The organism is Pseudomonas sp. HT11 (assembly GCF_044875395.1).
Lineage (GTDB): Bacteria > Pseudomonadota > Gammaproteobacteria > Pseudomonadales > Pseudomonadaceae > Aquipseudomonas.
The window spans coordinates 1,958,293-1,984,774 of the sequence record NZ_CP173217.1 but is presented as its reverse complement, the minus strand read 5'-3'; the positions used below and the strand labels follow the sequence as shown (position 1 = coordinate 1,984,774).

Sequence of the window (26,482 nt, the reverse complement as noted above, 5' to 3'; positions counted from 1 at the left end):
GGCGCGGATTGTAGCGCAAGCGGCGCCGTTGCGGGATCCGATGATCGGTAAAATACTGATCGAGCGCCCGTAACCCGGCATTTAGGGCAATTGTGTCAAGGCTGATACATTCACGACATGCCCTCAACACGCACCACGTCTAGCCTCGCGCACATGACCGCCCGTCCAGCACTTCCAGCCATGGAGCTGGGCGCCTATGCTGACAGCAACAACCCAGGCAGATGATCGCACTATGCATATCCCTACCGTCTCTGTAAACGAAGAGCAAAAAGGCGCGGTGATCGCCGAAGACAAGCGCTGGAACACCCGTGCGCTGATCGTCGATGACGATCTACCGATTCGTGAACTGCTGATCGACTACCTGGCGCGCTTCAATATTCTCGCCGTCGGCGTCACCGACGGCACCGCCATGCGCACGGCCATGCAAGCTGAAACCTTTGATGTGGTGGTGCTCGACCTGATGCTGCCGGGCGAAGACGGCCTGTCACTGTGCCGTTGGCTGCGCACCGAATCGGACATCCCGATCCTGATGCTCACCGCGCGCTGCGAACCCACCGACCGCATTATCGGCCTGGAACTGGGCGCCGATGACTACATGTCCAAACCCTTCGAACCGCGCGAGCTGGTGGCACGCATCCAGACCATCCTGCGCCGGGTACGCGATGACCGTACCGAGCAGCGCGCCAATATCCGTTTCGACAACTGGCGCCTCAACAGCGTACTGCGCCAATTGGTGGCCGACGACGGCCTCGTGGTGCCGCTGTCCAACGCCGAGTTTCGTCTGCTGTGGGTGTTTATCGAACGCCCGCGCCGCGTGCTGAGCCGTGAACAATTGCTCGATGCCGCGCGCGGCCGTTCCATCGAGGCGTTTGATCGCAGCATCGACTTGCTGGTCTCGCGCCTGCGCCAGAAGCTGGGCGATGACCCCAAGGCACCGCAGTTGATCAAGACTGTCCGCGGCGAAGGCTACCTGTTTGACGCGCGGGATATCGGCTGATGCGCGCCACCTTCAATACGCTGTTCGGCAGGCTGTTCGGCGTATTGCTGGTGGCCATTGTGCTGGCCCACGTGCTGGCGTTCTTTTGGTTTCACCACTATGGCTCGCCACCGCCGCCGCCTCAGGAAACCTTTGTCGAGCAGCCGGATGGAACGATGAAGCCGCTGCCCAAGCACCATCGCCCCTGGTTCGGTGGCCCGATGGTGCCACTGACGTTTCAGTTTATCTCGCTGATCATTGCCGCCTGGTATGGCGCCAAACTGCTGAGCCGGCCGATCCAGCGCCTGAGCGCAGCCGCCGAACGCTTGAGCCTCGACCTCGACAGCCCACCCCTCAATGAGTCCGGGCCTCGCGAGGCGCGCCAGGCTGCATCGACCTTCAACCTGATGCAAAAACGCATTCGCGAGCAAGTCAGCCAGCGTGCACGCATGCTCGGCGCCGTTTCTCACGACCTGCGCACCCCGCTGTCACGCCTCAAGCTGCGTCTGGAGCAGATCGAAGACACCAAGCTGCAAGGTCAGATGCGCCAGGACCTGGACGACATGATCGACATGCTCGACTCCACCCTGAGCTACTTGCACGAACAGCGCACCAGCGAAACCCGGCACTGGCTCGACGTGCAGGCGCTGGTCGAATCCCTCAGCGAAAACGCCCAGGACCAGGGCTCTGATGTGCAGTTCGCGGGCAATTGCGCGCCTTTGCAAGTGCAGCCGATGGCACTGCGCTCGTGCCTCAACAACCTGATCGACAATGCACTGCGTTATGCCGGTACGGCGCGGGTGGAACTGAGCGACAGCCGCGAAGCCTTGGTCATCCGTGTGATCGACCACGGGCCGGGGATTGCGGCGGATAAACGTGAGGCCGTATTCGAACCGTTCTTTCGCCTGGAAGGCTCACGCAACCGCAACTCCGGCGGCGTCGGCCTGGGCATGACGATTTCCAAGGAAGCGGTGGAACGCCTCGGCGGCAGCCTGAGCCTGGAGGAAACCCCAGGCGGCGGCCTGACCGCCGTGATGCGGTTGCCGAGGGCTTAAAGGGGTTTGTCTTCGCGACGCACTTGCGCCTGGGTCGCGCTCCAATCCGTCAGCAGGCTGTAGGCCACCGCCAGCAAGGTCGGGCCGATAAACAGACCGATAAAGCCAAAGGCGATCAACCCGCCAAACACGCCCAGCAGCACAATCACCAGCGGCAGGTTGCCGCCGCGGCTGATCAGGTACGGCTTGAGCACGTTGTCGACGCCGCTGATGATGAACGTGCCCCACACACCGAGAAACACCGCATAGGTGTAATCGCCCTTCCAGGCCAGCCAGGCCGTGGCCGGGATCCATACCAGCGGCGGCCCCATGGGGATCAGGCTGAGCAGGAAGGTGACGATGCCCAGCACCAACGCGCCCGGCACGCCGGCGATCAGGAAGCCGATCAGCGCCAGCAACGCCTGAGCGGCGGCGGTACCAATCACGCCGTTGACCACGCGTTGCACAGTACCGGCCACCAACTCGATGTAGTAACCGGCACGGTCGCCGATCAAGCGTTCCAGCAGGCGATGCACGAACGTCGCCAGGCGCGGCCCGTCGCGGTAGAAGAAAAACACGAACACCAGGCTCAGGGTCAATTCGAGAATACCGCCACCGATCTGCGCGCTGCGCGCCAGCAACCAGTTGCCGACCTGGCCCAGGTACGGCTTGATGCTGACCATCAATGCCGCGCCCTGCTGGTCGATGCTGTCCCAAGTGGCCACCAGGCGCTCACCGACCAATGGAATCGAACCCAGCCACGTCGGCGCGGCCGGCAGACCGTCAACCTGGATATCCTTGATCAGGCCCACGGCGTCGCGTACATGGTCGGCCAGGTTGAACCCCAGCCACACCAATGGCACCGCCACCAGCAGCATCCAGCCCAGGGTCAGAATGCCCGCCGCCAGGGATTCCCGGCCGCCCAGCCAGCGGGTCAGCAAACGCATCAGCGGCCAGCTGGCAAACGCCAGCACCGCGCCCCAGAACAGCGCCGACCAGAACGGCGCCATCACCCAGAAGCTGGCACCAAACAACACCAGCAGCAGGATTTGCACCAGTAGGCGATCGTTATTGAGCATCGGGTATCTCGAGAATAAGGCTGTAGGAAGAGAGCTTAGGCGAACGGCGCGGGTCCGTTCGCCCTGTTGCGGGTCAGCGTATCAGATGCAGGTGCAAACCCTTAGCGTCACCGCTGCCGGTTTCCATGCGCGCGGCGCGTACGCCGCTGTCAATCAGGCCCTGGCGCCAGGCTTCGGCGGTCGGCCCGGTCAAGCTGACGCGCAAGGTGGCGTCGAGGTTCAAGCCACGGGAAATCAGGGTCAGCCAGGTGGCGTCAGGTTCGGCGCCCAACACCGGGAAGTCCAGTTCGCCGGTGCTTTTCAACTCACGCAGCAAGGTGGCCGAGGTGGGCAGCAAGTCCCCCAGCGGCGCGCTGGCGTCGAGCTGTTCAACATGCAGATAGGCGCGACGGTTGCCGCGCGTGATGCCGTACAGCGCTACCAGGGAATTGTCCTGCGGCGCCGCCAGACGCAGCAGCAGGTATTCCTGCTGCCCATCGGCGCCGACCAGTTTGGCGTTGCCGAACACTTCGTTGGCCCACAGGCTGCTTTCGCCGCAATCGCGAGCCTGGCACCAGAACAACAGCTGCGCGCCCTTGGCCTGCAACGCTTCGCGCGTCGCGGTAAACGCGGCACTGGAAGTGTGCTCGGCGGGCAGCTCATAGGTGATGGCGGTGGTCTGGCCACGCGCTGTGGCTTGGCCTTCGTAACGCAGTTGGCCGCTGATCTTGCGGATCGCGCCCATCGGGTAGATGCGTTCCTTTTCTTCAGCGGGGCGGTAATCGACGATTTGCGCATCGGTCTGACGGGCAACGGCAGGTAAATCCTGGCTTCCCGGCAGGTCGGCGGCGAACACCAAAGGGCTGAAACAGCACAGCCCGAGGGCACGGATACATCCTTTGCGCAGGCTCATCGGATCGGTGAGCCCTGGCCATTAGAGGTCGCAGCAGTGTTCATAGCGTTCATGGTTGACTCCCTTTCAATCCGCCCAGCCTCGGCAGTTGCCCGCGTCAAGTCAAGGCGCGTGGAAGAACCGATTGAAACAGTCTGCAACAAGCAGCGCGCCGGGCTCATCATTAAGGTGTAAATGATGGCCGCCGGGCAGCGTGTTCACCGTAAAAGGTAGCTGAGAAAGCAATTCTGGATGTTTCGCCAGCATGCCGTCAGCCGCGACCACCAGCTGTGTAGGGCAACCCACGCGCCGCACGAAAGCCATCGCCTGTTCATCGGTCAGGCGCATCGGCGAGGCGAGCGTCAGGCGGCTGTCCGTACGCCAGGTGTAACCGCCCGGCACCGGCATCAAACCGCGCTGGGCCAACAGCTCGGCGGCTTCGCGACTGACCGCCACCACGCCTTTCATGCGTGCTTCCACGGCGCGATCCAGCGAGCTGTAGACCGGTTTGCGCTTGTCCTGCAGGTTCAGTTGCGCCTGCAGCGCCATGCCCAGCCGCTCGGCGGCGCTCTCGCCCGCGGCGGTGGGCGGGACCACGCCGTCGATCAAGCCCAGGTGCGTGACTCGCTCCGGCAAGGCGCCGGCCAACACCAGCGAGACGATGGCGCCGAGGGAGTGGCCAAGTAATGCAAAACGTTTCCAGCCCAGCTGTTCGGCAACTTGCAACACATCAAAGACGTAATCCCACAGGGCATAACCGGCGCCGGCAGGACGGTGCGCCGAATGCCCATGACCGGCCATGTCCAACGCGACGATACGCAAACCGTGCAGCTTCGGCGCCAGCCGCGCAAAGCTGTTGGCATTGTCGAGCCAGCCATGCAGGGCGATCACCGGCAAACCGTCTTCGGGACCAAACAAATGCGCCGCCAACTCGATGTGCGGCAGGCTCAGGCGGACTTCTTCGACGGGCGTGCTCATGCGCAACTGCGCTCGCGGGCTGCCCAGCGGGAAAACAGGTTCTTGATCAAGGTCGCGGTGTCCTGCGGGCGTTCGAGGGGAAACATATGACCGCCGGGCATGGTGAGCATTTCGCCCATCGGCAGGCGGTCGACGCCGCTGGCATGGTGACGCATCACCACGCGGCTTTGACGGCCGCGCACCACCGCCAACGGCACCTTCAACTGACGAACCTGGCCAGGGCTGGTGTGAGGCACGCCGCGGTAGATGCTGATTTCAGTGGCCGGATCAAAGCGCAGGCGCAGGCGATCGCCCACCTGTTGCAAGCCGTGTTGCAGGTACGCGTCAAAGCATTCCGGATCGAACCCGCGAAACAGCGTCTTGCCGGCAAAGTAGCTGCGCGCGGCCTCCAGATCGGCAAATTCTTCACGGCGGCCCAGCGTACGCCCGGCCGGGGTCAGGCGGTCGATAAAGCCGAAACGCTTGGCGGCACGGATCACCCAGCGGTCAGCGCGGGTCAGCACCGGCGAATCGAGCATCACCACGCCGCGGTACAGCTGCGGACAGCGCATGGCCGCGTGCAAATGCAACACACCGCCCAGGGAATGGCCCACCCCCCACACCGGTTCCGGCTGCAACTGCAGATGGTGGATCAACTCGTCCACCAGGTTCTGCCAGTTGTCGTCCACCGGAAACCTGGGGTCGTGACCGTGTTGCGGCAGGTGAGCCACGGCATATTCCGGGGCCAGGGCGGCAAACAACTTGCCGTAAGTGGCCGAAGGGAAGCCATTGGCGTGGGCAAAAAACACGTGCTGCGACATACCGGATCCATCTGCAAAAACAGAAGTTGATTGTCACCATGCCCGGCCGTTACAGCAATGACTGTAACCGCCAGGAATGATGACACTCACGCCACGCCTATCGCGCCGGCGGGTTCTCGCCCAGCGGTACCACGGCCATGGTCAGGCGCGACACGCAGCTGGCTTTGCCCTCATCGCTGGTCAAGCGAATGTCCCACACTTGAGTGGTACGGCCGATATGGATCGCCCGGGCGACCGCCGTAACCCGCCCGCTGCGCACACCGCGCAGGTGGTTGGCATTGACCTCCAGGCCCACGCAATAAAACTTGCTGGCATCGATGCACAGGTAAGCCGCCATGGAACCGACGCTTTCAGCCAGCACCACCGACGCACCGCCGTGCAGCAGGCCGTAGGGTTGATGGGTGCGATGGTCGACCACCATGCTGGCGGTCAGGGACTCGTCGTCGAAGCTTTCGAAGCGGATGTCCAGCAGTTCACCAATGGTGTTTTTCTGGCTCGCGTTGAGTTGCTCGATATTTGGTTGGGTGCGCCACAAACTCATGAAGTGTCCTTATTGGTTTTATTACGACCCTAATCCTGCCACACAATGGCTTCGTTGCGCGCGCTCCAAACTGCAAGCTCGGCACCGTAGGTCGACTCGATCACCGTGCGTTTGATCTTCAGGGTCGGCGTGAGAAAGCCGTTTTCCACCGCCCAACTGTCTTTCACCACCACCAGCTGGCGCAAGCGTTCGTGTTTATCCAGTGCCTGGTTGACCTGTTCCAGCCAGCGTTCGAGGCTGCTGCCCAGGGCGTTTCGGTCCTGAGGCCCGGCGGACAACACGCACAGGCCGATCGGCGCAGTCAGGCCATCGCCCACCACGCACACTTGCTCAATGCGTGCATGTTCGGCCAGGCGGTTTTCAATCGGTGCCGGGGCCACGTATTTGCCCTTGCTGGTCTTGAAGATTTCCTTGAGCCGCCCGGTCAGACGCAGGCGGCCGTCGGCGTCCTGTTCGCCTTTGTCGCCGGTACGCAGGAAGCCATCATCGGTCAGGGTCTCGGCGGTTTTCTGCGGGTCCTTGAAGTAGCCGAGCATGGTCGCGCCGCTGCGCACCTGCACTTCGCCCGACGTGTCGATGCGCACTTCAACGCCAGGGCACGGCAGGCCGATCCAGCCGAGCGTCTGCTGGCCGGGGCGACACACATGGGAATAGCCGCAGCTTTCGGTCATGCCATACACCTCCAGCACATCCAGCCCCAGGCGCTGATACCAACGCAGCAACGCTTCGGGCACGGGCGCCGCCCCGGACAACGCAATGCGCAGGGCATCCAGGCCCAGCCCCGCAAGAACCTTATGGCCGACGCGCTTGCCGATAAATGGCAGGCGCAGCAGGCGGTCGAGGCGCTTTTGCGGGATCTTGCTGTAGACGCCCATCTGGAACTTGGTCCAGATCCTCGGCACGCCGAACAGCGCCGTTGGCCGGGCCCGACGCAGATCCGCCAGAAAGGTATCGAGGCTCTCGGCGAAATACACGGTTTGCCCGGTGTAGATCGAGGCCAATTCCACGAACATGCGCTCGGCCACATGGCACAGCGGCAGGTAGGACAGCAACCGGTCGCCCTCCCCCAGGCCGAACAACTCGGTGCCACGGGTGGCGGCAAAACCCAAGGCGCCAAAGGTCTGCATCACGCCCTTGGGCAAGCCAGTAGTGCCGGAGGTGTAGACGATGGTGGCCAGGCTTGAGGCGCCAGGTTCGGGGTTGTCCTGGATCGGCGAGCAGGCTTGCAGGTCGGCCCAGCGGTAATCGAAGTCGCCGGCCGGGCACAGGGGCAGGCTGATGGTCGGCAGCCCGGCGGGGATGCCCGGCGCCATCGCAGGCCAGTCATCCAGCTTGCCGATCAATACCAGCGCCGCCTCGGAATGGGTCAGCACATGGGCAACGGAGTCGGCGGTGAGGTTGGGATACAACGGCACCGAGACGTGCCCGGCCATCCAGATCGCGAGGTCGGCGATGATCCAGTGCGCGCAGTTTTTTGAGATCAGCGCGATGTGCGAACCTTGCGGCAGCTCGCGGGCACGCAGCCAATGCGCGGCGCAACGGGCCTGGTGGCCGACCTCGCCCCAGGTGAGGGTCTGCACCTCGCCAGCGCCGATGGGTTGCACCAGAAAGGTTTTGCGCGGGTGTCGCGCTTCACGTTCGAAGAAGACCTGCAACGGCAAACGAAAAGCGACGGGCATGGGACGCGCTCCTTTGTGATCCGGCCATAGCCAACCAAGCACTTGCTTGGTTGACTGTATAGCACACACTGGGGGGCGATTTATCCTAGGAGCCTCTGGGGGTTACGCATGTTTTTTTGGGGGTTGTTACGGGGTTGCTGGGGGTATATCCGTTATTTAGGTGATGGCGGATATGGGTTCCGCCCTTACGGCGGGTCACTTTTGAAAAGAGCCCAAAAGTAACCAAAAGGCTCTTGCCCCACCACTCGGCACCTCGCTTAGGCTCGGTGTGCCCTCACGCAGGCTTTGGAGCGTGGTTTAACGGGGCGCCTAAGATCAAAATCAAAAGCAAAAGCACGGCGGCCTGGTAGCCGACCTGAGTGGTTAGATCAAAAGCGGAAGCGAGGCGGCCTGACAGCCGACCTGATCTTGGAAGCTGAACTCAATCGAATGTGGGAGCTGGCTTGCCTGCGATGGCATCTACTGGGTGTCACTGATACACCGAGGTGCCTGCATCGCAGGCAAGCCAGCTCCTACAGAAAGGCAAAGCCGTGCGGTGCCGGCAGATGCACTCGGTCAACTTGTGGGAGCGGGGGGGGGGGGGGGGGGGGGGGGGGGGGGGGGGGGGGGGGGGGGGGGGGGGATCAGTCAGCTCATGTGTCATTGACACCCCGCCTTCGCGAGCAAGCCCGCTCCCACATTTGGATCTCAGCAACAGATACACGCTGGCCGAGCCCAGGCGAGGTGCCGAGTGGGGCACAGACCTTTTGGTTACTTTTGGCTGGGCCGGCATTCCGGGCGTTTGCCAAAAGTGACCCGCAGTAAGAGCGGAACCCTACGAAGCCGTTACCGCAGCAACGGACATGCACCCCGACCCTAAGGGTTCTTAACACCAACCAAACTCATCAACCCCGCCAACGGAAAATCCCCCTCAAGCTCCGCAAGGCTGGCAGTGTGCATCGGTTGCGGCTGACGCAGATGACCATGCTGCAAAAAGCTGATCAAGCTGCCCACCAACGGCTGATGGCTGACCAGCAGCACGTTGTCATCGGTGTCGAGCTTTTCCAAGACCTGCAACGGACTGCTGTCAGGCGTCAACCACGGCACGGTACGAATCTGCGGCTCAAACCCCAAGGCGTCACGCACCAAGTGGGCAGTTTGCTGCGCACGCACATACGGACTCGCGAGGATGGCGCTGATCGGCTGGCCGATCAGGTGCGCGGCACTGCGCAACACTTCGCCGCGGCCATGCTCGGTGAGGTTGCGTTCGGCGTCGGTGCGCGCATGCCCTTGGGCTTCACCGTGACGCAAAATCCACAGCTTCACAGTTTTGGCTCTTCATCACGCACCGGGTGCGGCGCGGGCGGCACGCTGTGGGCGGCTTCACCCTCGGGTGCACGCGGGGTTGGCCAATCGGCGAAGGGCCAGGGTTTCTGCTCGGTGTGGAAGCTGCCGAAACGACCGATCTGCGCGAGGAACTGGCTGAGGCTGTCGCCAAAATTCATCAGGCCCAGGTTCGGCGCGCCGTAGACCAGGCGATACACCAACTGCACCACCACCAGCGCGCCCAGCAGGAACTGCGCGACTTGCCACACCAGGGCAAACACCAGCATCCACAGGATACGCAGGAGAATGGACTCGTATTTCGGGGCCGCTTTGGGATCGTTCATGGCGCGTTCCTCAGTTGAAACCACTGGTGGAAATAAAGTCGACATCGGTCTTGGGCTCGGCGCGCATCAGCAACTCGATGACTTGGTTCAAGGTGCGCCCTTCAAACAGGATCGCGTGCAGCCCGGCGACCAGCGGCATGTACACGCCGACCTCCTGGGCCTTGGCCTTCAGCACTTTAAGCGTGTTGACGCCTTCGGCAACTTCGCCCAGGCGCGTGACCGCGTCGTCCAGGCTCAAGCCCTGGCCCAGCGCGAAACCGACCTGGTAGTTGCGGCTTTTCGGCGACGAGCAGGTCACGATCAAATCACCCACGCCCGCCAGCCCCAGGAAAGTCATCGGGTTGGCGCCCTGGTTCACCGCAAAACGGGTCATCTCCGCCAGCGCGCGAGTGATCAGCATGCTCTTGGTGTTCTCGCCCATGCCCAGGGCCACGGCCATGCCGGCGATGATCGCGTAGACGTTTTTCAGCGCCCCGCCCAGTTCGACACCAAAGCGGTCGCCGCTGGCATAGACGCGGAAGGTGCGGCCATGCAACACCGCCTGGACGCGTTCACATAACTCCTCATCTTCACTGGCGACCACGGTGGCCGTCAGCGCGTGCTCGGCGACTTCCCGCGCCAGGTTCGGCCCGGACAGCACGCCAATGCGCGCCTGAGGGGCGATCTCTTCGAGGATTTCGCTCATCAGCTTGAAAGTGTGCGCCTCGATGCCCTTGGTCAGGCTGACCAGCAGCTTGCCCGCCAATCGTTCAGCGTGAGGCGCCAGCACTGAGCGCAAGGCGCTCGAAGGCAGTGCGACAAAGCACAGGTCACATTCAGCCAGCGTGGCCAGCAGATCGGTCACCGGTTCGACCGCCGCATGAATCTTGATGCCTTTAAGGTAACGGGGGTTTTCCCGATGAACGCGGATGGCCTCGGCCTGCTCGGGATCGCGCATCCATTGGCACACCGCGTGGCCGTTCTCGGCCAGCAGGTTTGCCACGGCGGTACCAAAACTTCCGCCTCCCAGGACCGCAATAGGGCGCTGTTCAGTCATATGCAATCCGTTAATCCATACCAGTGGCGATGGCGGCATTATACGGGGCGACCCGCTTGCGGCCAGCCCCCGTATCAATTCCCGCGCTTGTCGGAAAATGCCACCGTTGTGTGAAGTAATTGCGCGGGCCACGACTGGCAAATGGCCCCACCTCAGTTAACATGGGCGGCTATCCGTAATTATCAAGGCCGTGCCGTGTATCTGGGCCCTCCTCCTCGCTCATCTCTATGGTTGATGCTGTTGTGCAGTGTGCCTGCCGTGGCGGATGACCTGTTTCTGGACAGTCAGCCGCTGCCACAGGTGCTGACGGCCACGCGTCTCAAGCAATCGGCCGCCGCCGTGCCCGGCAGCATGACCGTAATCGACAGCGAGCTGATCAAGGCCAGCGGCGCGCGGGACATCGCCGAGTTGCTGCGGCTGGTGCCGGGGATGATGGTCGGCTACACCACCGGCAACCAGGCGGCGGTGAACTACCACGGCACCAGCGCCAGCGATGCGCGGCGCATGCAGGTGTTGATAGACGGGCGTTCGGTGTACCGCGCGGGCCTGGCCACGGTGGACTGGAGCGATATTCCGGTGGCGATGGAAGACATCGAGCGTATCGAGGTGTTTCGCGGCCCCAACACAGTCAGCTATGGCGCCAATGCGCTGATGGCGGTGGTCAATATCCTCACGCGCTCGCCTTCCAACAGCCACGGTTCGCGGGTCAAAGTGATCCGTGGCGAACGTGGGATCAACGACTTCTATGCCAGCCAGGGCATGGGCTGGGAAACCGGTGACTTGCGCCTGTCGATGTCCGGGCAACAGGACGATGGTTTTGACAGCGACGCCGTCGGCGCCGACCGCCGTGACAGCCGCCGCCTCAGCCGTTTCAGCCTGGCGGTGAGCCAGACCCTGAACGCGCAGCAGAGCCTCGATTTGCAACTCGACGCCAAGGAAGGCAGCAACCAGCGCCCTTACACCTACACCCCGGTATTCGCCGGGATTACCGAAGGTGGCACCAATTCCGACGTAACGGCCAAGGACTATGCCGGCTCCGTGCGCTGGAACGTCGAGTTCAACCCCGAACACAGCCTGTATATCCAGGGCTCAGCCCAGCAATGGGACCGCCAGCAGGTCTGGAAAGCCTGTGACGCCAAGGTGTCGTTCAGCCCGGAGCTGACCCAACTGTGGCAGCTCAACCCCAACTACGCCGAGCAGTTGGCCCGCCACATGGACATCTACAGCAAGGGCACGGCCCCGTCCGGCACCGCCGCCGAACAAGCACTCGGCAACCAGGTGCTGGACCAGTGGCGCCAGGGTGCCAGCCAGAGCGTGTGCGGCAATATCGACCAAAGCACCCGCGAAAGCCGCTATGACATTGAGCTTCAGGACACCCTGAGCCTGTCCGACAGCCTGCGCCTGGTCAGCGGCATGAACTACCGCTACGACCGCGCCGATTCCGACACTTACTTCAACGGCACCCTCGACGACACCACCTGGCGCCTGTTCGGCCACCTGGAATGGCGCGCCAGCGAACACTGGCTGCTGCAAGGTGGCGCGATGTACGAAGACACCCACTTGAGCGGCAACTCGCTGACGCCGCGGGTGGCGGTCAATTACCTGATCAACCCGCGCCACGGCCTGCGCGCGGTGTATTCCGAGGCGATTCGCTCGCCGGACATGTTCGAGAACAACGTCAACTGGAGCTATCGCGTCACCAATCTCAGCTCCCCGGCCTATGGGCAAAACTCCGGGCAATATTTTGTGGTAACTCGCGGCCCCGGCAACCTCGATAAAGAGTTGATGCGCTCGCGCGAGCTGGGCTACAACGGCTTCTTTGCCGACCTTGGGCTGAATGTCGACGTGAAACTGTTCTACGACGAAATCACCGACATGATCAGCTCGCCACTGCGCAACAACCAATACATTGCCAGCAACGCCAACAGCGCACGGTTTAACGGCGCCGAGTCGCAGTTCGACTGGCGCATGAGCAACGCCGACCGCCTGCGGCTGACCTATGCTTACGTCGACGCCGCTTCAAGCAACCCGCTGGACAAGGCACAAACCGCACGCAACAGCGGCTCGGCCGGCTGGCTGCGTGAATGGGGCCAGGGCTGGTCCAGCGCGTTGTTCTACTATGGCGACGACGCGCTCAACAGGTATCGCTTCGAACGGGTCGACCTGCGGATGGCCAAGCGCATTGCCTTGGGCAACGCCAATGTGGAGCTGGCCGGCATGTTGCAACAACGCCTCGATAACCAGCCCACCACCTGGGCCGACAACAATTACGACAGTCGCCACGTGCTCTACTTCAGCGCGGAGTTAGAGTTCTGACATGGGCGATCAGTCACGGATGACCCTGCGGTTTTTTCCCCGGCTCTGGCGGCGAGGCGTGCTGTTGGCGTGCCTGCTGCTGAGTGCGCCGGTGTGGAGCGCCGACATCCTGCTGACCGCCGCCGAAGACGGTGCCGGCGTCCAGGCCTTCGCCCTGGCCCTTGCCCAGCGCCGCCCCGACGACCATGTGACCTTCACCCCGCTCAAAGACTTGCCGGCACCGAGCCAGTTGCCGGCCAGCACCCGCCTGATCCTGTTGGACCTGCCCGGTCTTGACTGGCGCCTGCAGGATGCCCAGGGCCCGCCGACCCTGGTACTGCGCATCAGCCGCCTGCAAGCGCGCCAGCGGCTAGGCAGCACACATCCGGCCAGAATCAGCCTGTTGTGGAGCGACCCGCCGCTGGAACGCCAGTTGAGGCTGATCGCCAGCATCCTGCCCCAATACCGACGCATCGGCGTGCTTTACGGCATCGACAGTGAATTCCTGCTGCAGGAGCTGCGTCAGTATGCGGCGCCCATGGGGCTGGAAATTGTGCCGCAGCGCTGGGACAACATTAATGACAGTCGCCCCTTGCTGAACCTGTTCAAGAACAGCGATGTGTTGCTCGGCCTTGACGACCCGCAGCTGTACAACCCCAAGACCGTGAAGAACCTGTTGCTCAGCAGCTATGCCCAGCAACTGCCGTTGGTGGGCCCCAATGCCGGGTTCGTCAAGGCCGGCAGCCTGGCCAGCACCTACAGCGACCAGGCTGACTGGCTCGACGTGCTCGACCGACTGCTGAACCACCCGCCGGCCAGTTGGCCACGCACGCTGTACCCGGAACACTTCAAAGTCGTGGGCAACCCGCAAGTCGCGCGCTCACTGGGCATCGAACAGGTTGACGAAGTCGCCGTCGCCGCCGGACTGGCCGAAGGAGAAAAACGCCCATGACCTTGCGTCGTCGTTGGGACATCAATACCCGCACCCAGCTCATCACCTTGGGCCCGGCGCTGTTGCTGACCCTGCTGCTGATCAGCTTCTTTACCTTCGTGCGTATTCAGGATTTGCGCCAGGAGCTGGACCACACCGGTCAGTTAATCGCCAACCAACTGGCCCCCGCCACCGAATACGGCGTGATTTCCGGCAACATCGATGTGCTCGACAGCTTGCTGCGCGCGACACTGGCCACGCCGCACGTGCGCTTCCTGGAGATTCAGGACAGCACCGAGAAAATCCTCTTGTACGTCGAACAGCCGTCGGAGAAGCACGACCATTCACTGTCGGTGAAAGTGTTCCAGGCACCTATCCGTCTGCAACATATTCAGCTGGGCAATGACTTTTTCCAGGACAATCTCAACGAACCCAAGGCGCCGCGGGCGGATTACCTGGGCCGGGTGATTGTCGGCATGTCCAACGACGCGTTCAGCCAGCGCCAACAGGAGATTCTGTTCAAGGCCGGGATTCTCGCCCTGTTCGCCCTGCTGTTTACTTTCCTGCTCGCACGGCGTCTGGCCGCCAGCCTGTCGCAGCCGATCAGCGCCATGGGCCACGCGGTCAAAGCGATCCAGCAAGGCGACTACAAGACGCCGCTGCCGATCGTCGACGACTCGGAGCTCGGTGACCTGTCGCGCCATATCAACAACCTCGCCGAGGGCCTCAACCAGGCCAGCCGCGAGCAGCACCAGGCCATGGCCCAGTTGATCCAGACCCGCGAAGAAGCCGAGCGCGCGAACAATGCCAAGTCGGACTTCCTGGCGATGATGAGCCACGAGCTGCGCACGCCCATGAACGGCGTGCTGGGCATGTTGCAACTGCTGGAAACCACCGAGATGACCGAGGAGCAGACCGAGTACGCGGCGCTGGCCTCCGAGTCCACCGAACACTTGCTCAAAGTGATCAACGACATCCTCGACTTCTCGCGCATCGAGCGCGCCGCGCTGGAGCTGGAGCATATCCCGTTCAATCTGGCGGACCTGATCAGCAGCTGTGCCCAGGCCTTCCAGCACAGCGCCCAGCAACGCGGCCTGGCGCTGGCGTTGCCGATTCCGGCGGGCATGGAGTCCTTGCGGGTGCAGGGCGATCCGACGCGGATCCGGCAGATCCTGGTGAACCTGATCGGTAACGCGCTGAAGTTCACCGAGCATGGCACGGTCACCGTCGAGCCTCACTGGCAGACCCTCGACCATGAATTGGTGTGGTTCACCTGCACCGTGCGCGACAGCGGCATCGGCATTTCCGCCGAGCGTCTAGAACTGATGTTCGATGCGTTCCAGCAGGCCGACAGTTCCATTTCAAGACGTTACGGCGGCACCGGGCTGGGCCTGCCGATCGCCCGCACCCTCGCCGAACGCATGGGCGGCACGCTGCGCGCCCAGAGCGAAGAAGGCCGTGGCTCGGTGTTTACCCTGGAAATTCCGCTGGCCATCGACCAGCAAAGCCTGCCGACCATTGCCCTGCACGCCGAAGGCAAAACCAGCGCCGGTAACGGCCGCCATGTGTTGCTGGTAGAAGACAACCCGGTCAACCGCACCGTGGTTGAAGCCATGTTGCGCAGCCTGGGCTTTGAAGTGAGCCTGGCCACCGACGGCGCCGAGGCGATTCGCAGTGCCGAAAGCCTGATATTCACCGCCATTCTGATGGATTGCCGCTTGCCGCTGATCGACGGCTATGAAGCCACCCGCCAGATCCGCCAACTGCCCGGCTGCGCCAATCTGCCGATTATCGCGCTCACCGCCAACGCGTTGCAGGGCGATCGCGAGGCCTGTTTGGCAGCCGGAATGAACGATTACCTGGCCAAGCCGTTCAAACGCACGGATTTGCAGCAAATACTGCAACGTTGGGTGCAATAGCGCTGCGCCATCAACCAACTGCGACTGGCGTGAAACACGAAAGTGCGGCAGTCTTAGGCACCCGAACGGGCCTATAAACAGGCTCGGTTTAAAATTTCAGTGAACAAGTGTACATTCAGTGCCTTGACGCTGTGACTTTCACTACAACGCAATAGTCTATGTGTAGGCTGCCGACATGAGGCATGAACGCTTCATTCGGTTCGGGAAGATTTGCCCTACCCTGCCGCATGGGATTATTGAGGAGCTCGCATGACCAAACAAAACGCCTTTACTCGGGAAGACCTGCTGCGCTGCAGTCGCGGTGAGCTGTTCGGCCCAGGTAACGCGCAACTGCCCGCCCCGAACATGCTGATGGTGGATCGCATCACCCATATCAGCGAAGAGGGTGGCAAGTACGGCAAAGGTGAATTGGTCGCCGAGCTGGATATCACCCCTGACCTGTGGTTCTTTGCCTGCCATTTCGAAGGCGACCCTGTCATGCCAGGTTGCCTGGGCCTCGACGCCATGTGGCAACTGGTCGGCTTCTACCTGGGCTGGCAAGGCCTGCCGGGCCGCGGCCGAGCACTGGGTTCGGGCGAAGTGAAGTTCTTCGGCCAGGTCCTGCCGACCGCCAAGAAAGTCACCTACAACATTCAAATCAAGCGCGTCCTCAAGGGCAAGCTGAACCTCGCAATCGCCGATGGTTCGGTCACTGTCGACGGTCGCGAGATCTATACTGCCGAAGGCCTTCGGGTCGGCGTATTCACTTCCACTGACAACTTTTAAGGGTTATCCGCATGCGCCGCGTCGTTATCACTGGTCTGGGCATTGTTTCTTGCCTGGGCAATGACAAAGAGACCGTCACCGCTAACCTGCGTGCAAGTCGCCCTGGCATCCGCTTCAACCCGGAATATGCCGAAATGGGTCTGCGTAGCCAGGTTTCCGGCTCCATCGACCTGCCCCTCGAAGAACTGATCGATCGCAAGATCTATCGCTTCGTCGGCCACGCTGCCGCCTACGCCTACCTGGCCATGAAAGACGCCATCGCCGATTCCGGCCTGAGCGAAGACCAGGTATCGAACGTACGCACCGGCCTGATCGCCGGCTCTGGCGGCGCATCGACCCTCAACCAGATGGAAGCGTTGGACATCCTGCGCGAAAAAGGCGTGAAACGCGTTGGCCCGTACCGTGTAACGCGGACCATGGGCAGCACCGTTTCGGCCTGCCTGGCCACGCCGTTCCAGATCAAGGGCGTGAACTACTCGATCTCCTCCGCGTGCGCCACCAGCGCTCACTGCATCGGCACTGCGGTCGAGCAAATCCAGCTGGGCAAGCAAGACATCGTTTTCGCTGGCGGCGGTGAAGAAGAGCATTGGAGCCAGTCGTTCCTGTTCGACGCCATGGGCGCACTGTCCACCCAGTACAACGAAACCCCGGAAAAGGCCTCCCGCGCCTACGACGCCAAGCGTGACGGTTTCGTCATCGCCGGCGGTGGCGGCATGGTCGTGGTCGAGGAGCTGGAACACGCTCTGGCCCGCGGTGCGAAGATCTACGCGGAAATCGTCGGTTACGGCGCCACGTCCGACGGCTACGACATGGTTGCGCCAAGCGGCGAAGGCGCTATCCGTTGCATGCAGATGGCCATGTCCACCGTGGATACGCCAATCGACTACCTGAACACCCACGGCACTTCGACCCCGGTCGGCGACGCCAAGGAAATGGAAGGCGTGCGTGCGGTATTCGGCGACAAGGCTCCGGCCATCAGCTCCACCAAGAGCCTGTCTGGTCACTCCCTGGGCGCCGCTGGCGTTCACGAAGCGATCTACTGCCTGCTGATGATGGAAGGCAACTTCATGGCCGGTTCGGCCAACATCGAAGAGATCGACCCGGTCGTCGCCGATATGCCGATCCTGACCAAGACCGTCGAGAACGCAAAAATCGACACCGTGATGAGCAACAGCTTCGGCTTCGGTGGCACTAACGCCACCCTGGTGCTGAAACGCTGGCAGGGTAAGTAAGACCTGTAAGCTGAGCATGTGAAAAAGCCCCGACTGGTTCGGGGCTTTTTTATGGGTGGCTGGATTTGAGACCGAGTCGCCGCATCGCAGGCAAGCCAGCTCCCACATTTGACTGTGGTCACACATCAAAGTGTGGGAGCTGGCTTGCCTGCGATAGCGTCAACTCGGTTTACGGCCCTACACCGAAAACCGCGCCACCATCGTGTTCAGATCCACCGCCAACCGCGACAGCTCCTGGCTCGCCGCACTGGTCTGATTCGCCCCGGTCGACGTCTGATGCGCCAAATCGCGAATATTCATCAAGTTGCGATCCACCTCGCGCGCCACCGCGGCCTGCTGCTCCGACGCGCTGGCAATCACCAGGTTACGCTCGTTGATCAGCGTAAACGCCGACGCAATCTCTTCCAGCGCCGTGCCCGCCGACTTGGCGATGCCCAACGTGGACCGTGCCCGCGTATTGCTCTGCTGCATCGAACTCACGGCCTGATCGGTGCCCTGTTGAATTGCGCTGATCATCTGCTCGATTTCCTGGGTCGACTGTTGCGTGCGGTGGGCCAAGGCCCGCACTTCATCGGCGACCACCGCAAACCCACGCCCGGCGTCCCCGGCGCGGGCCGCTTCAATCGCCGCATTCAAGGCCAGCAAATTTGTCTGCTCGGCAATTGAGCGAATCACATCCAGCACTTTGCTGATGCCATACACCTTTTGCGCCAGCTCCTCGACCTGGGTCGCATTGGCGGTCACATCCGTGGCCAGGGCCTCGATCGACTCGACCGTCTGGTGCACCTGTTCACGCCCCTGCTGGGCAATGCGGTCAGACTCACGCGAGGCTTGTGACGTCGCCACGGCGTTGCTCGCCACCTCTTCCACCGCCGCCGTCATCTGATTAACCGCTGTCGCCGCCTGCTCGATTTCCTGATTCTGCTGGTGCAAGCCGCGGGTAGCGTCTTCGGTGACGCAACTGAGCTCTTCGGACGCCGAGGCCAATTGGTTGGACGATTCGGCAATGCGCCGAATGGTGTCGCGCAGGTTCTCCTGCATACCTTTGAGCGCCTGCTGCAAACGTGCCGGCTCGTCGCTGCCCGTCACGCTGATCTCACCCGTCAAGTCGCCACTGGCCACGCCCTGGGCGATTTTCAACGACTGTGCCAGCGGCAGCACGATACTGCGAGTCAGCCACACCGCCAGCCCGATGGTGATCAGCGCGGTGACCACGATCATGCCGACCACCCAAGTGCGAGATTGAGCGAACACCCGTTGCGCCAGGCTCGCAGCCTGATTGGCACTGGCCTTGTTCAAGGCCACCAGGTCGTGCAGCGTCCCGGCCATCTCATCGGCAAGTTGATTCATCTCGCCGTTGACCACCTTGATTGCGTCTTCCAACCGATTGGCCTTGGAGAACGTCATGACCTGCTCCTGGCGCTGCAGGTATTGCTGCTCCCCGGCCTTGAAGCGATCAAACAGCGTGCGCTCTTCGGGCAACACAATCAGCGCTTCATAAAGGGTTTGCGCACGGTTCAGGCCACTTTTGAGCTCGGTGAGTTTCTGCTCGTTCTGCGCCAGCGCCTGTGGGTCACGATTGACCAGCAAGCGCAGGGTCAGCGCACGAACACGCAACAGGTCCTGGCTCATCTCCCCCACCGCCATCACGCTGGGCAACCAGTTGTTTTCGACCTGATCCGACTGCTGGCGCATATTGGCCATCTGCAACAGGGCAAAGCCGCCCAAGGCGAACACCATCAATGCCAGCACGCCAAAGCCCAAACCGGCGCGGGGGGCGATATTCAGACTACGCATACTCATTGCCTGGATTCCTTCCAAATGCGCTGCATCCACCTGCAGCGGGTCTCCTGAAAGGTATCGGCCCGTGTTCAAGATTGCGTAAGACGAAAAGGCGATATCAATGTGCTTGCTCATCGCGAGCTGATTTCGGCAGAACCGCCAGGAAGTTGTCTCGCGCTACCTTGCGGGCTACCTCCTCGGGCAGAGCGTCGAGAAAGGGTGCAAAGCGATGCATTTCCTTACCGAGCTTGCTGAAGCGCCCTACAACATCCGAACCCAGCATAAAACGCTCCGGGAAGCGCTCTACCAGCTCTACCCACTCGGGCCGAGGCTTGCCCGCTTCATCGAGCAAGTACGGCGTGAGCATGCTCCAGGACAGGTCAATGTAGAGATTGGGGTACGCCTCAAGCAGGCGGTTCAAGGTCGGCAGAAGAAAGTCCATCTGCACCTGATGACGGTGAATCTCTTTGCTGGTGCCGGCATGGGCCCAGATAAAGCGGGTGTGCGGGTGGTTGCGCAGCGATTCTTCCACCTCCGGCAGGTACAGCGGGTTGCGCTCGCGCTTGGAGGTAATGTTGGCGTGCAGCATCACCGGCAGATCGTTTTCGGCGGCGAGGTGATAGATGCGCCTCATGGCTTCGTTGTTGGCGCGCGGGGTGTCGCCGGCGGTCAAGGCCGTGAGGTCATCGTGGCGCGTGAACACCTCACCGATGCCCTGCCAAAGCCCGGGGTTGAGATCCAGCATGCGCTGGATATGGGCCGCGGAATTTTTGTCGTTAGGGTTGAAGCCGGATAAAAACGGGTGAAAGTGCCGACGCTGCTCAGGTGTGAGTTTGTTCACCGCAGCCGCAACGATCACGTCAGTGGCGCTGTACCAATAGGCATCGGCATCGTCCCCGGCGTAGTAACGCGGGCGCTTGGGTTCGTCTTCGTGCCATTTTTTAGCGACGGGAATACCGGAAATCATCACGTGTTCGATGTGGGCGTCGGCCATCGCCTTGAGCAATGTATCCATGCCCGCCGTTTCCTGGAAAAAATCCACGTAGTGCAGGTGCGCGTCGCTGTAGGCATAGTCGCGCGCCTGCACCGCAACGCTGGCGGCGGCGAGCAGCAGGGCGAGACTCAGGCGGGTCAGGGGCACGGTAGAACCTCAATATCGGCTAATACGGGTAGACCGTGTGCCCTGCGCCACGGTTCATCGGCCAAAAAACGCGGAACACCTAAGTGCCAGCATGTTCTATAACTGCATGACCTTCATCCTGCCAACCTTGTGAGGTTCACCATGCCTGTTACCGTCAACACCCTGAACCACGACAATTTTCGCCACAGTGTGAACATCAATAACCACGAACTGTTCACCGACCTGCCCAAGAGCCTGGGCGGCGACGACTCGGCGCCCTCCCCCCACGACTATTTCGATGCTGCCCTGGCCTCGTGCAAGGCCTTGACCGTCAAGCTCTACGCCCAGAAGAAAGACATCCCGCTGACCGGCGTGACCGTGGAAGTCACCCACGACAGCACCGAGGAGCAAAAAGGCAAATACAAACTCAACGTCAAGCTGACCCTCAAAGGCGTGCTCACCGACGCACAGCGCGATGAGCTGCACCACGTCGCCGATCGCTGCCCGGTACACAAACTGATGACCACCGCCGACGTCACCATCGAGACCACACTGTCCGAAGGCGCTTTCAGCCAATAGCGCCAACCTCCCGTCGAGCGGGTTATGCTCTTGGTCATCCAACCCGCTCAGACAGGGACGCACCATGCCCATCCTCACCGTGATCCGCCCGCGCGCCGAAGAGGTCGAGGGCCAGCCGATCCTGCGCCCGCTGCCGTCGCGCGAATGCCGCAGCGTCGGGCCTTTCGTGTTTTTCGATCACATGCTGCTCACGCGCTATGCGCCGGGTACCGGCATGAACATCCGCCAGCACCCGCATATCGGGTTGTCCACGCTGACGTATTTGTTTGAGGGCGCGCTGCAGCACAAGGACAGCCTCGGCTCGGACCAGGTGGTGCAGGCCGGCGACGTCAGCTGGATGACCGCCGGCAGCGCGATTGCCCACGTCGAACGCACGCCCGAGGCACTCAAGGCCGACGGATTAAGCCTGCACGGGCTGCAAGTGTGGCTGGCCTCCCCCAAGGACCACGAAACCGGACCCGGGCATTACAGCCATCACGCGGCGGCGAGCTTACCGATCAGTGACAACCTGGGCGTGCAGATTCGCCTGATCGCAGGCGCCGGCTTCTGCCTCAAATCGCCGGTGCCGGTGCTCTCGCCCACCGTGTATGCCGAAGTGCAGATGCAGACGGCCACGACGCTGCTGATCCCGGATGAATACGAGGAACGGGCGGTGTATGTGCTGGAGGGTGAAGCGCAGTTGGACGGTGAGGCCTTGGCAGTGCATAGCCTGGTTGTCCTGCCTGCCGGGCAGGAAATGACGCTGTTCGCTGAAAGTGATTGCCACCTGGTGGTGTTTGGCGGCGCGCCGCTGGACGGGCCACGGCGGATCAACTGGAATTTTGTCGCGAGCGACCCGGCGATGATCGAACAGGCGCGGCAACGATGGGCGGCCGGGGATTGGCCGACGGTGCCGGGGGAAACTGAAAGAATTGAGTTGCCTGGGAGATAGCCATCGGGGGCAAGCCCCCTCCCGCACTTGAACTGTGAATACATTCAAAATGTGGGAGGGGGCTTGCCCCCGATGAGGCCCTAACAGGCGCCGAAGATTCAGCCCTTGAACACTTCATCCAGCAAGTTATGCATCGACTGGAACGCCCGCGCAGCGGTCTTCGCGTCATACATCATCTTGCCCGGCACATTGGCGTGCGGGTCGGTGAAGGAATGCACGGCGCCGCCGTAGCTCAGCAGTTGCCAATCCACACCGGCCGCGTTCATTTCATCTTCAAACGCTGGCAGTTGCTCTTTCGGCACCAAGGGGTCGGACGCACCGTGCAGCACCAACACCGCGCCTTTGATGTTCTTCGCATCCGCCGGGTTCGGCGTGTCGAGGGTGCCGTGGAACGACACGGCGGCCTTCAACGGGGCGCCGGTACGCGCCAGCTCCAGGGAGCAGCAACCGCCGAAGCAGAAACCAAAGGTCGCGAGCCTGGAGGTATCCACCGCCGCCTCGCTCTGGCCTTGCAGTTGCTCGAAGGCCGCCTGCATGCGCTTGTTCAGCAGCGGGCGATCATTCTTCAACGGCATCATGGCCGCGCCGGCTTCATCGCCATTGGAGGGGCGCACGGTTTGGCCGTACAGGTCGGCGATCAGCACCACGTAGCCCTTGGCAGCCACGCTCTTGGCGATTTCTTCAGCACCGGCACTCACACCCATCCAGTTCGGCGCCATCAGCAGGCCCGGCAGCGGGCCCTTATGGCTGGCATCGAACGCCAGGCGGCTTTCATAGGACTGGCCATCAATCTGATAGACCACGGAACGCACAGTGACTTGGCTCATCATTTACTCCAGTTGAGATGCGTAGAACGAAAAAACCCGCCGAAGCGGGTTTTTCTACAACGGTGTTAAACCGACAGTTCAACCAACAGCTTGTTCAGTCGGCGCACGTAGGCGGCCGGGTCTTTCAGGCTGTCGCCAGCGGCGAGCGCCGCCTGGTCGAAGAGGATGTGCGACAGGTCGCCAAAACGCTCTTCGCTTTGCTCACCATCGAGTTTCTCGATCAGCGGGTGAGCCGGGTTGAATTCGAAGATCGGCTTGGAATCCGGAACCTTCTGACCGCTGGCTTCAAGGATCTGACGCATCTGCATGCCCAGGTCCTGCTCGCCGATGGCCAGAATCGCCGGAGAATCAGTCAGACGGTGGGAAACCCGCACTTCGCTGACGGCATCGCCCAAGGCAGACTTGATTCGTTCAACCAGGCCTTCTTTGGCCTTGGCGACTTCTTCGGCTTCTTTTTTCTCTTCTTCGGAGTCCAGGTTACCCAGGTCCAGGTCACCACGGGCCACGTCGACGAAGGTTTTGCCGTCGAACTCGCTGAGGTAGCTCATCAGCCACTCATCGATACGGTCGGTCAGCAGCAGCACTTCGATGCCTTTCTTGCGGAAGACTTCCAGGTGCGGGCTGTTTTTGACCTGCGCGTAGGTTTCACCGGTCAGGTAGTAGATCTTGTCCTGACCTTCCTTGGCGCGCGCCAGGTACTCGGCCAGCGACACAACCTGCTCACCGTCATCACCCAGGGTGGACGCAAAGCGCAGCAGGCCGGCGATTTTTTCCTTGTTGGCAAAATCTTCCGCCGGGCCTTCTTTCATGACCTGGCCGAAGTTTTTCCAGAAGCTCTTGTATTGCTCTGGCTCGTTCTTCGCCAGTTTCTCCAGCATGTCGAGCACGCGCTTGGTCAGCGCCGACTTCATGGAGTCGATGATCGGGTCTTTCTGCAGGATTTCGCGCGACACGTTCAACGACAGGTCGTTGGAGTCGACCACACCTTTGATGAAGCGCAGGTACAACGGCAGGAAGGATTCCGCCTGGTCCATCACGAACACGCGCTGCACGTACAGCTTCAGGCCTTTTGGCGCTTCACGCTGGTACAGGTCGAACGGCGCACGGGCCGGTACGTAAAGCAGCGAACTGTATTCCAGCTTGCCTTCGACCTTGTTGTGGCTCCAGCTCAGCGGGTTTTCGTAGTCGTGAGCGATGTGCTTGTAGAACTCCTGGTATTCCTCGTCCTTCACCTCAGTGCGAGGACGGGTCCACAGGGCGCTGGCACGGTTGACCACTTCCCATTCCTGGGCAGGTTTCTCTTCGCCCTCGACAGCCGCCTGTTCTTTAGGCAGCTCGATTGGCAAAGCAATATGGTCGGAGTACTTCTTGATGATGTTGCGCAGACGGTAACCGTCGGCGAATTCATCTTCACCGGATTTGAGGTGCAGCACGATGCGGGTGCCACGGTCAGCTTTGTCGATGGTGGCGATTTCGAACTCGCCCTCACCTTTGGAGGACCAGTGCACGCCTTCGCTGGCGTCGAGGCCGGCGCGACGGCTGAACACTTCAACCTTGTCGGCGACGATGAAGGCCGAGTAGAAGCCCACACCGAACTGACCGATCAGGTGCGAATCTTTTTTCTGGTCGCCCGACAGGTTTTTCATGAAATCGGCGGTGCCGGATTTGGCGATGGTGCCCAAATGGGTGATCGCGTCTTCGCGGCTCATGCCGATGCCGTTGTCTTCGAGGGTGACGGTCTTGGCGTCTTTGTCGAAGCTCACACGGATTTTCAGTTCGGCGCCACCTTCCAGCAACTCAGGCTTGGACAGGGCTTCGAAACGTAATTTGTCGACAGCGTCTGAGGCGTTCGAGATCAATTCGCGAAGGAAGATTTCCTTGTTGGAATACAGCGAATGGATCATGAGGTGCAGCAGCTGCTTCACCTCGGTCTGGAAGCCCAGGGTTTCCTTTTGAGTTTCCACACTCATGGTCATCAAACTCCAATTGGATGGCAGTGGCCGCGCCCTTGAGGGTTGGCGGCGGGTTGTCATCAAAGTTGGGGGCTAAGACCAGGATTTCAAGGGCGCGCCGATTCCTCAATCTTGAAATGTGCGCGGGCGGTGGCAATCGGTTCGGCCGGGGTACTTTGCCAGGCGGTGATCGCCACATTGGCAACTCGGCGGCCCTGGCGCCATACCTGGCATTTGGCGTAAGTGTCGCGAAACTGGCCGGCACGCAGGTAATCGAGGGAAAAGTCGATGATTTTCGGAATGCCGGGCGAGCCGGTAAACACCAGCAGGTGCAACGCCGCCGACAACTCCATGAACCCGGCAATCACGCCACCGTGCAGCGCCGGCAATATCGGGTTACCAATGTTGTCCTTGTTGGCCGGCATACGAAACAGCAATTCATCTCCCAGCCGCGTGCACTCAATGCCGATCAGCTTGGCGTAGGGAATCAGGTCGAGCAGCGCCTCATAGTTACCGCGCTCATGGGCCTGTTCGAGGCGGGTTTTGAATCGGTGTGTCATGCCCGCTCTCCCTTGATGGTGCTGCCCAGCCCTTGGGTGCCCTTGAGGCGCTTGCCCATGCGCATGAACGTGCCCACCACATGGGCAATCGGCTGTTGCGGGTCCTCCTGATAAGCAAAACCACGGGTGAAGATCACGTCGGTGGTCACCCGGTAACAGTGCGCAAAGCCATAAACAGGTTTGTGCGGTTCGGCGGGGTGCATGTAGTCAACGCGCAGGTCCAGGGTTGGGCACACCTCGAACTCGGGCAATACACACAGGGTTGCCATGCCGCAGGCCGTGTCCATCAAGGAGGTCAATGCGCCGCCGTGAATCACGCCGGTCTGGGGATCACCGACGATATGCGGGCCGTAAGGCAGGCACAGCGTCATGCCTTCGTCGCTGGCAGCATGGACGGTGATGCCCAGCACCCGGCAATGGCGCAGCGCCGAAACAAAGCGCGTGGCACGGGCTAACAGGGGATTTTCGGTCATGTGGTCTAGACTCTTATTAGTGTTGATCCGCGGAGTATGTCGTGCGGTTGAAAGTTCCTTGATCACCGGTGTTTATATATCTGGGGAATAAAAGGAACTAATGCTGACCCCCCAGGCTCGAAAGGCCAGTAGATATCTTCAATAAGGAGAAACACCCCATGCGCAAGACTTTAGCTATTTCCATGATGCTCGCCGCTGCCCTCGGCCTCGCTGCCTGCGATAAAAAATCCGAAGACAAAGCCCAAGATGCACAGTCGCATTCTGAGCAAGCTCAGAAGGACATGGCGAAAGCACAGGATAAAGTGAACGACGCTGCAAAAGAAAACGCCGATGCTGCCAAAGCTCAGGCTGATGCAAACGCTGAAAAAGCGAAAGAAGACGGTACCGCTACTCCAGTAGCACCTGCCAAGCCTTAATAGCCTGGCAATTGCTGCGAAAGAAAGCCCGCTTACATAGCGGGCTTTTCTTTGTCT

Annotated in this window: 25 protein-coding genes; 10 read left to right on the top strand and 15 right to left on the bottom strand. The window is 61.5% G+C overall.

Annotated features, from left to right (window positions below; translation table 11 throughout):
* Positions 1 to 232 precede the first annotated feature (232 nt).
* On the top strand, positions 233 to 997 hold the full coding sequence (locus ABWL43_RS09060; protein WP_242195020.1) for a response regulator: 765 nt from the start codon (positions 233 to 235) through the stop codon (positions 995 to 997).
* Positions 997 to 2,031, top strand: a complete 1,035-nt coding sequence (locus tag ABWL43_RS09055) for a HAMP domain-containing sensor histidine kinase (protein WP_145164942.1) — start codon at positions 997 to 999, stop codon at positions 2,029 to 2,031. The genes ABWL43_RS09060 and ABWL43_RS09055 overlap by 1 nt, the downstream gene beginning before the upstream one ends.
* Here ABWL43_RS09055 and ABWL43_RS09050 read toward each other — a convergent pair.
* The 9 genes from ABWL43_RS09050 to ABWL43_RS09010 all read right to left on the bottom strand — a co-directional run bounded on the left by ABWL43_RS09050 (position 2,028) and on the right by ABWL43_RS09010 (position 10,643).
* A complete protein-coding gene (locus ABWL43_RS09050) occupies positions 2,028 to 3,089 on the bottom strand; it encodes an AI-2E family transporter (protein ID WP_145164944.1) in 1,062 nt (353 codons plus the stop codon). The two genes, ABWL43_RS09055 and ABWL43_RS09050, sit on opposite strands and share 4 nt — an antisense overlap.
* A 73-nt stretch (positions 3,090 to 3,162) precedes the next feature.
* Positions 3,163 to 3,981 (bottom strand): DUF4892 domain-containing protein, encoded by an 819-nt coding sequence (locus tag ABWL43_RS09045; protein ID WP_262206908.1) that lies wholly within the window; start codon positions 3,979 to 3,981, stop codon positions 3,163 to 3,165.
* A 102-nt stretch (positions 3,982 to 4,083) separates the two neighbouring features.
* On the bottom strand, positions 4,084 to 4,938 hold the full coding sequence (locus tag ABWL43_RS09040; RefSeq protein ID WP_404487453.1) for an alpha/beta hydrolase: 855 nt from the start codon (positions 4,936 to 4,938) through the stop codon (positions 4,084 to 4,086).
* Positions 4,935 to 5,738, bottom strand: coding sequence for an alpha/beta fold hydrolase (locus ABWL43_RS09035; RefSeq protein ID WP_145164950.1), 804 nt, complete (start codon positions 5,736 to 5,738; stop codon positions 4,935 to 4,937). The genes ABWL43_RS09040 and ABWL43_RS09035 overlap by 4 nt, the downstream gene beginning before the upstream one ends.
* A 97-nt stretch (positions 5,739 to 5,835) precedes the next feature.
* The gene (locus ABWL43_RS09030) at positions 5,836 to 6,279 is read right to left on the bottom strand and encodes a hotdog fold thioesterase (RefSeq protein ID WP_262206911.1); all 444 of its coding nucleotides are present in this window, start codon (positions 6,277 to 6,279) and stop codon (positions 5,836 to 5,838) included.
* Between the two features lie 29 nt (positions 6,280 to 6,308).
* Positions 6,309 to 7,958: an AMP-binding protein gene (locus ABWL43_RS09025; protein ID WP_404487451.1), complete on the bottom strand. Its 1,650-nt coding sequence runs from the start codon at positions 7,956 to 7,958 to the stop codon at positions 6,309 to 6,311.
* Between the two features lie 855 nt (positions 7,959 to 8,813).
* Entirely contained in the window at positions 8,814 to 9,263 is a 450-nt protein-coding gene (gene sixA / locus ABWL43_RS09020) for a phosphohistidine phosphatase SixA (RefSeq protein ID WP_242193686.1), read from the bottom strand.
* On the bottom strand, positions 9,260 to 9,607 hold the full coding sequence (locus tag ABWL43_RS09015; RefSeq protein ID WP_119739584.1) for a DUF4389 domain-containing protein: 348 nt from the start codon (positions 9,605 to 9,607) through the stop codon (positions 9,260 to 9,262). Before ABWL43_RS09015 ends, sixA begins: the two co-directional genes overlap by 4 nt.
* Before the next feature lie 10 nt (positions 9,608 to 9,617).
* The gene (locus tag ABWL43_RS09010) at positions 9,618 to 10,643 is read right to left on the bottom strand and encodes an NAD(P)H-dependent glycerol-3-phosphate dehydrogenase (RefSeq protein ID WP_404487450.1); all 1,026 of its coding nucleotides are present in this window, start codon (positions 10,641 to 10,643) and stop codon (positions 9,618 to 9,620) included.
* 195 nt (positions 10,644 to 10,838) lie between these two features.
* Between ABWL43_RS09010 and ABWL43_RS09005 the strand changes: the two genes are divergently transcribed.
* The 5 genes from ABWL43_RS09005 (at position 10,839) to fabB (ending at position 17,785) form a co-directional block, all read left to right on the top strand.
* Complete coding sequence (locus tag ABWL43_RS09005) at positions 10,839 to 12,959, top strand: TonB-dependent receptor plug domain-containing protein (RefSeq protein WP_404487449.1); 2,121 nt, start codon at positions 10,839 to 10,841, stop codon at positions 12,957 to 12,959.
* A 1-nt stretch (position 12,960) separates the two neighbouring features.
* Positions 12,961 to 13,890, top strand: a complete 930-nt coding sequence (locus ABWL43_RS09000) for an ABC transporter substrate-binding protein (RefSeq protein WP_404487448.1) — start codon at positions 12,961 to 12,963, stop codon at positions 13,888 to 13,890.
* Positions 13,887 to 15,788 (top strand): ATP-binding protein, encoded by a 1,902-nt coding sequence (locus ABWL43_RS08995; RefSeq protein ID WP_404487447.1) that lies wholly within the window; start codon positions 13,887 to 13,889, stop codon positions 15,786 to 15,788. Before ABWL43_RS09000 ends, ABWL43_RS08995 begins: the two co-directional genes overlap by 4 nt.
* A gap of 249 nt (positions 15,789 to 16,037) precedes the next feature.
* Positions 16,038 to 16,553 carry a 3-hydroxyacyl-[acyl-carrier-protein] dehydratase FabA gene (fabA, locus tag ABWL43_RS08990; RefSeq protein WP_003210552.1) on the top strand — a complete coding sequence of 172 codons (516 nt, stop codon included), beginning with the start codon at positions 16,038 to 16,040 and terminating at the stop codon, positions 16,551 to 16,553.
* A gap of 11 nt (positions 16,554 to 16,564) precedes the next feature.
* Positions 16,565 to 17,785 carry a beta-ketoacyl-ACP synthase I gene (gene fabB / locus ABWL43_RS08985; protein ID WP_106576728.1) on the top strand — a complete coding sequence of 407 codons (1,221 nt, stop codon included), beginning with the start codon at positions 16,565 to 16,567 and terminating at the stop codon, positions 17,783 to 17,785.
* A 177-nt stretch (positions 17,786 to 17,962) separates the two neighbouring features.
* Here fabB and ABWL43_RS08980 read toward each other — a convergent pair whose 3' ends face one another.
* Both ABWL43_RS08980 and ABWL43_RS08975 read right to left on the bottom strand, forming a co-directional pair.
* Complete coding sequence (locus tag ABWL43_RS08980; RefSeq protein WP_262210677.1) at positions 17,963 to 19,588, bottom strand: methyl-accepting chemotaxis protein; 1,626 nt, start codon at positions 19,586 to 19,588, stop codon at positions 17,963 to 17,965.
* Positions 19,589 to 19,685: 97 nt separating this feature from the next.
* The gene (locus ABWL43_RS08975; RefSeq protein ID WP_262210679.1) at positions 19,686 to 20,708 is read right to left on the bottom strand and encodes an amidohydrolase family protein; all 1,023 of its coding nucleotides are present in this window, start codon (positions 20,706 to 20,708) and stop codon (positions 19,686 to 19,688) included.
* A gap of 141 nt (positions 20,709 to 20,849) precedes the next feature.
* On the opposite strand from ABWL43_RS08975, the gene ABWL43_RS08970 reads away from it, so the two are divergent.
* Both ABWL43_RS08970 and ABWL43_RS08965 read left to right on the top strand, forming a co-directional pair.
* The gene (locus ABWL43_RS08970; protein WP_145164970.1) at positions 20,850 to 21,266 is read left to right on the top strand and encodes an OsmC family protein; all 417 of its coding nucleotides are present in this window, start codon (positions 20,850 to 20,852) and stop codon (positions 21,264 to 21,266) included.
* A 64-nt stretch (positions 21,267 to 21,330) separates the two neighbouring features.
* Positions 21,331 to 22,197, top strand: coding sequence for a pirin family protein (locus ABWL43_RS08965; protein ID WP_262210680.1), 867 nt, complete (start codon positions 21,331 to 21,333; stop codon positions 22,195 to 22,197).
* Between the two features lie 98 nt (positions 22,198 to 22,295).
* On the opposite strand, the gene ABWL43_RS08960 is transcribed toward ABWL43_RS08965, so the two are convergent.
* From ABWL43_RS08960 to ABWL43_RS08945, 4 genes are all read right to left on the bottom strand, one after another.
* A complete protein-coding gene (locus ABWL43_RS08960; protein ID WP_145164974.1) occupies positions 22,296 to 23,024 on the bottom strand; it encodes a dienelactone hydrolase family protein in 729 nt (242 codons plus the stop codon).
* Between the two features lie 65 nt (positions 23,025 to 23,089).
* The gene (gene htpG / locus ABWL43_RS08955; protein ID WP_369300470.1) at positions 23,090 to 24,994 is read right to left on the bottom strand and encodes a molecular chaperone HtpG; all 1,905 of its coding nucleotides are present in this window, start codon (positions 24,992 to 24,994) and stop codon (positions 23,090 to 23,092) included.
* Positions 24,995 to 25,083: 89 nt separating this feature from the next.
* The gene (locus tag ABWL43_RS08950; protein WP_106576734.1) at positions 25,084 to 25,536 is read right to left on the bottom strand and encodes a PaaI family thioesterase; all 453 of its coding nucleotides are present in this window, start codon (positions 25,534 to 25,536) and stop codon (positions 25,084 to 25,086) included.
* Positions 25,533 to 26,009: a PaaI family thioesterase gene (locus ABWL43_RS08945; protein ID WP_262210681.1), complete on the bottom strand. Its 477-nt coding sequence runs from the start codon at positions 26,007 to 26,009 to the stop codon at positions 25,533 to 25,535. Before ABWL43_RS08945 ends, ABWL43_RS08950 begins: the two co-directional genes overlap by 4 nt.
* Before the next feature lie 158 nt (positions 26,010 to 26,167).
* Here ABWL43_RS08945 and ABWL43_RS08940 point away from each other — a divergent pair, with 158 nt between their 5' ends.
* A complete protein-coding gene (locus tag ABWL43_RS08940; RefSeq protein WP_106576736.1) occupies positions 26,168 to 26,425 on the top strand; it encodes a hypothetical protein in 258 nt (85 codons plus the stop codon).
* The last annotated feature ends 57 nt before the right edge of the window (positions 26,426 to 26,482 follow it).

Excerpts from the sequence above, each read along its gene's own strand:
- ABWL43_RS09045 (WP_262206908.1), bottom strand. The coding sequence starts at position 3,981 with ATGAGCCTGCGCAAAGGATGTATCCGTGCCCTCGGGCTGTGCTGTTTC.
- ABWL43_RS09035 (WP_145164950.1), bottom strand. The coding sequence starts at position 5,738 with ATGTCGCAGCACGTGTTTTTTGCCCACGCCAATGGCTTCCCTTCGGCC.
- ABWL43_RS08950 (WP_106576734.1), bottom strand. The coding sequence starts at position 25,536 with ATGACACACCGATTCAAAACCCGCCTCGAACAGGCCCATGAGCGCGGT.
- ABWL43_RS09050 (WP_145164944.1), bottom strand. The coding sequence starts at position 3,089 with ATGCTCAATAACGATCGCCTACTGGTGCAAATCCTGCTGCTGGTGTTG.
- ABWL43_RS09060 (WP_242195020.1), top strand. The coding sequence starts at position 233 with ATGCATATCCCTACCGTCTCTGTAAACGAAGAGCAAAAAGGCGCGGTG.
- ABWL43_RS09055 (WP_145164942.1), top strand. The coding sequence starts at position 997 with ATGCGCGCCACCTTCAATACGCTGTTCGGCAGGCTGTTCGGCGTATTG.
- ABWL43_RS08945 (WP_262210681.1), bottom strand. The coding sequence starts at position 26,009 with ATGACCGAAAATCCCCTGTTAGCCCGTGCCACGCGCTTTGTTTCGGCG.
- ABWL43_RS09010 (WP_404487450.1), bottom strand. The coding sequence starts at position 10,643 with ATGACTGAACAGCGCCCTATTGCGGTCCTGGGAGGCGGAAGTTTTGGT.
- ABWL43_RS09025 (WP_404487451.1), bottom strand. The coding sequence starts at position 7,958 with ATGCCCGTCGCTTTTCGTTTGCCGTTGCAGGTCTTCTTCGAACGTGAA.
- ABWL43_RS09000 (WP_404487448.1), top strand. The coding sequence starts at position 12,961 with ATGGGCGATCAGTCACGGATGACCCTGCGGTTTTTTCCCCGGCTCTGG.
- ABWL43_RS08965 (WP_262210680.1), top strand. The coding sequence starts at position 21,331 with ATGCCCATCCTCACCGTGATCCGCCCGCGCGCCGAAGAGGTCGAGGGC.
- fabA (WP_003210552.1), top strand. The coding sequence starts at position 16,038 with ATGACCAAACAAAACGCCTTTACTCGGGAAGACCTGCTGCGCTGCAGT.
- htpG (WP_369300470.1), bottom strand. The coding sequence starts at position 24,994 with ATGAGTGTGGAAACTCAAAAGGAAACCCTGGGCTTCCAGACCGAGGTG.
- ABWL43_RS08940 (WP_106576736.1), top strand. The coding sequence starts at position 26,168 with ATGCGCAAGACTTTAGCTATTTCCATGATGCTCGCCGCTGCCCTCGGC.
- ABWL43_RS08995 (WP_404487447.1), top strand. The coding sequence starts at position 13,887 with ATGACCTTGCGTCGTCGTTGGGACATCAATACCCGCACCCAGCTCATC.
- ABWL43_RS09040 (WP_404487453.1), bottom strand. The coding sequence starts at position 4,938 with ATGAGCACGCCCGTCGAAGAAGTCCGCCTGAGCCTGCCGCACATCGAG.
- ABWL43_RS09015 (WP_119739584.1), bottom strand. The coding sequence starts at position 9,607 with ATGAACGATCCCAAAGCGGCCCCGAAATACGAGTCCATTCTCCTGCGT.
- ABWL43_RS08960 (WP_145164974.1), bottom strand. The coding sequence starts at position 23,024 with ATGAGCCAAGTCACTGTGCGTTCCGTGGTCTATCAGATTGATGGCCAG.
- ABWL43_RS08970 (WP_145164970.1), top strand. The coding sequence starts at position 20,850 with ATGCCTGTTACCGTCAACACCCTGAACCACGACAATTTTCGCCACAGT.
- fabB (WP_106576728.1), top strand. The coding sequence starts at position 16,565 with ATGCGCCGCGTCGTTATCACTGGTCTGGGCATTGTTTCTTGCCTGGGC.
- ABWL43_RS08980 (WP_262210677.1), bottom strand. The coding sequence starts at position 19,588 with ATGAGTATGCGTAGTCTGAATATCGCCCCCCGCGCCGGTTTGGGCTTT.
- ABWL43_RS09030 (WP_262206911.1), bottom strand. The coding sequence starts at position 6,279 with ATGAGTTTGTGGCGCACCCAACCAAATATCGAGCAACTCAACGCGAGC.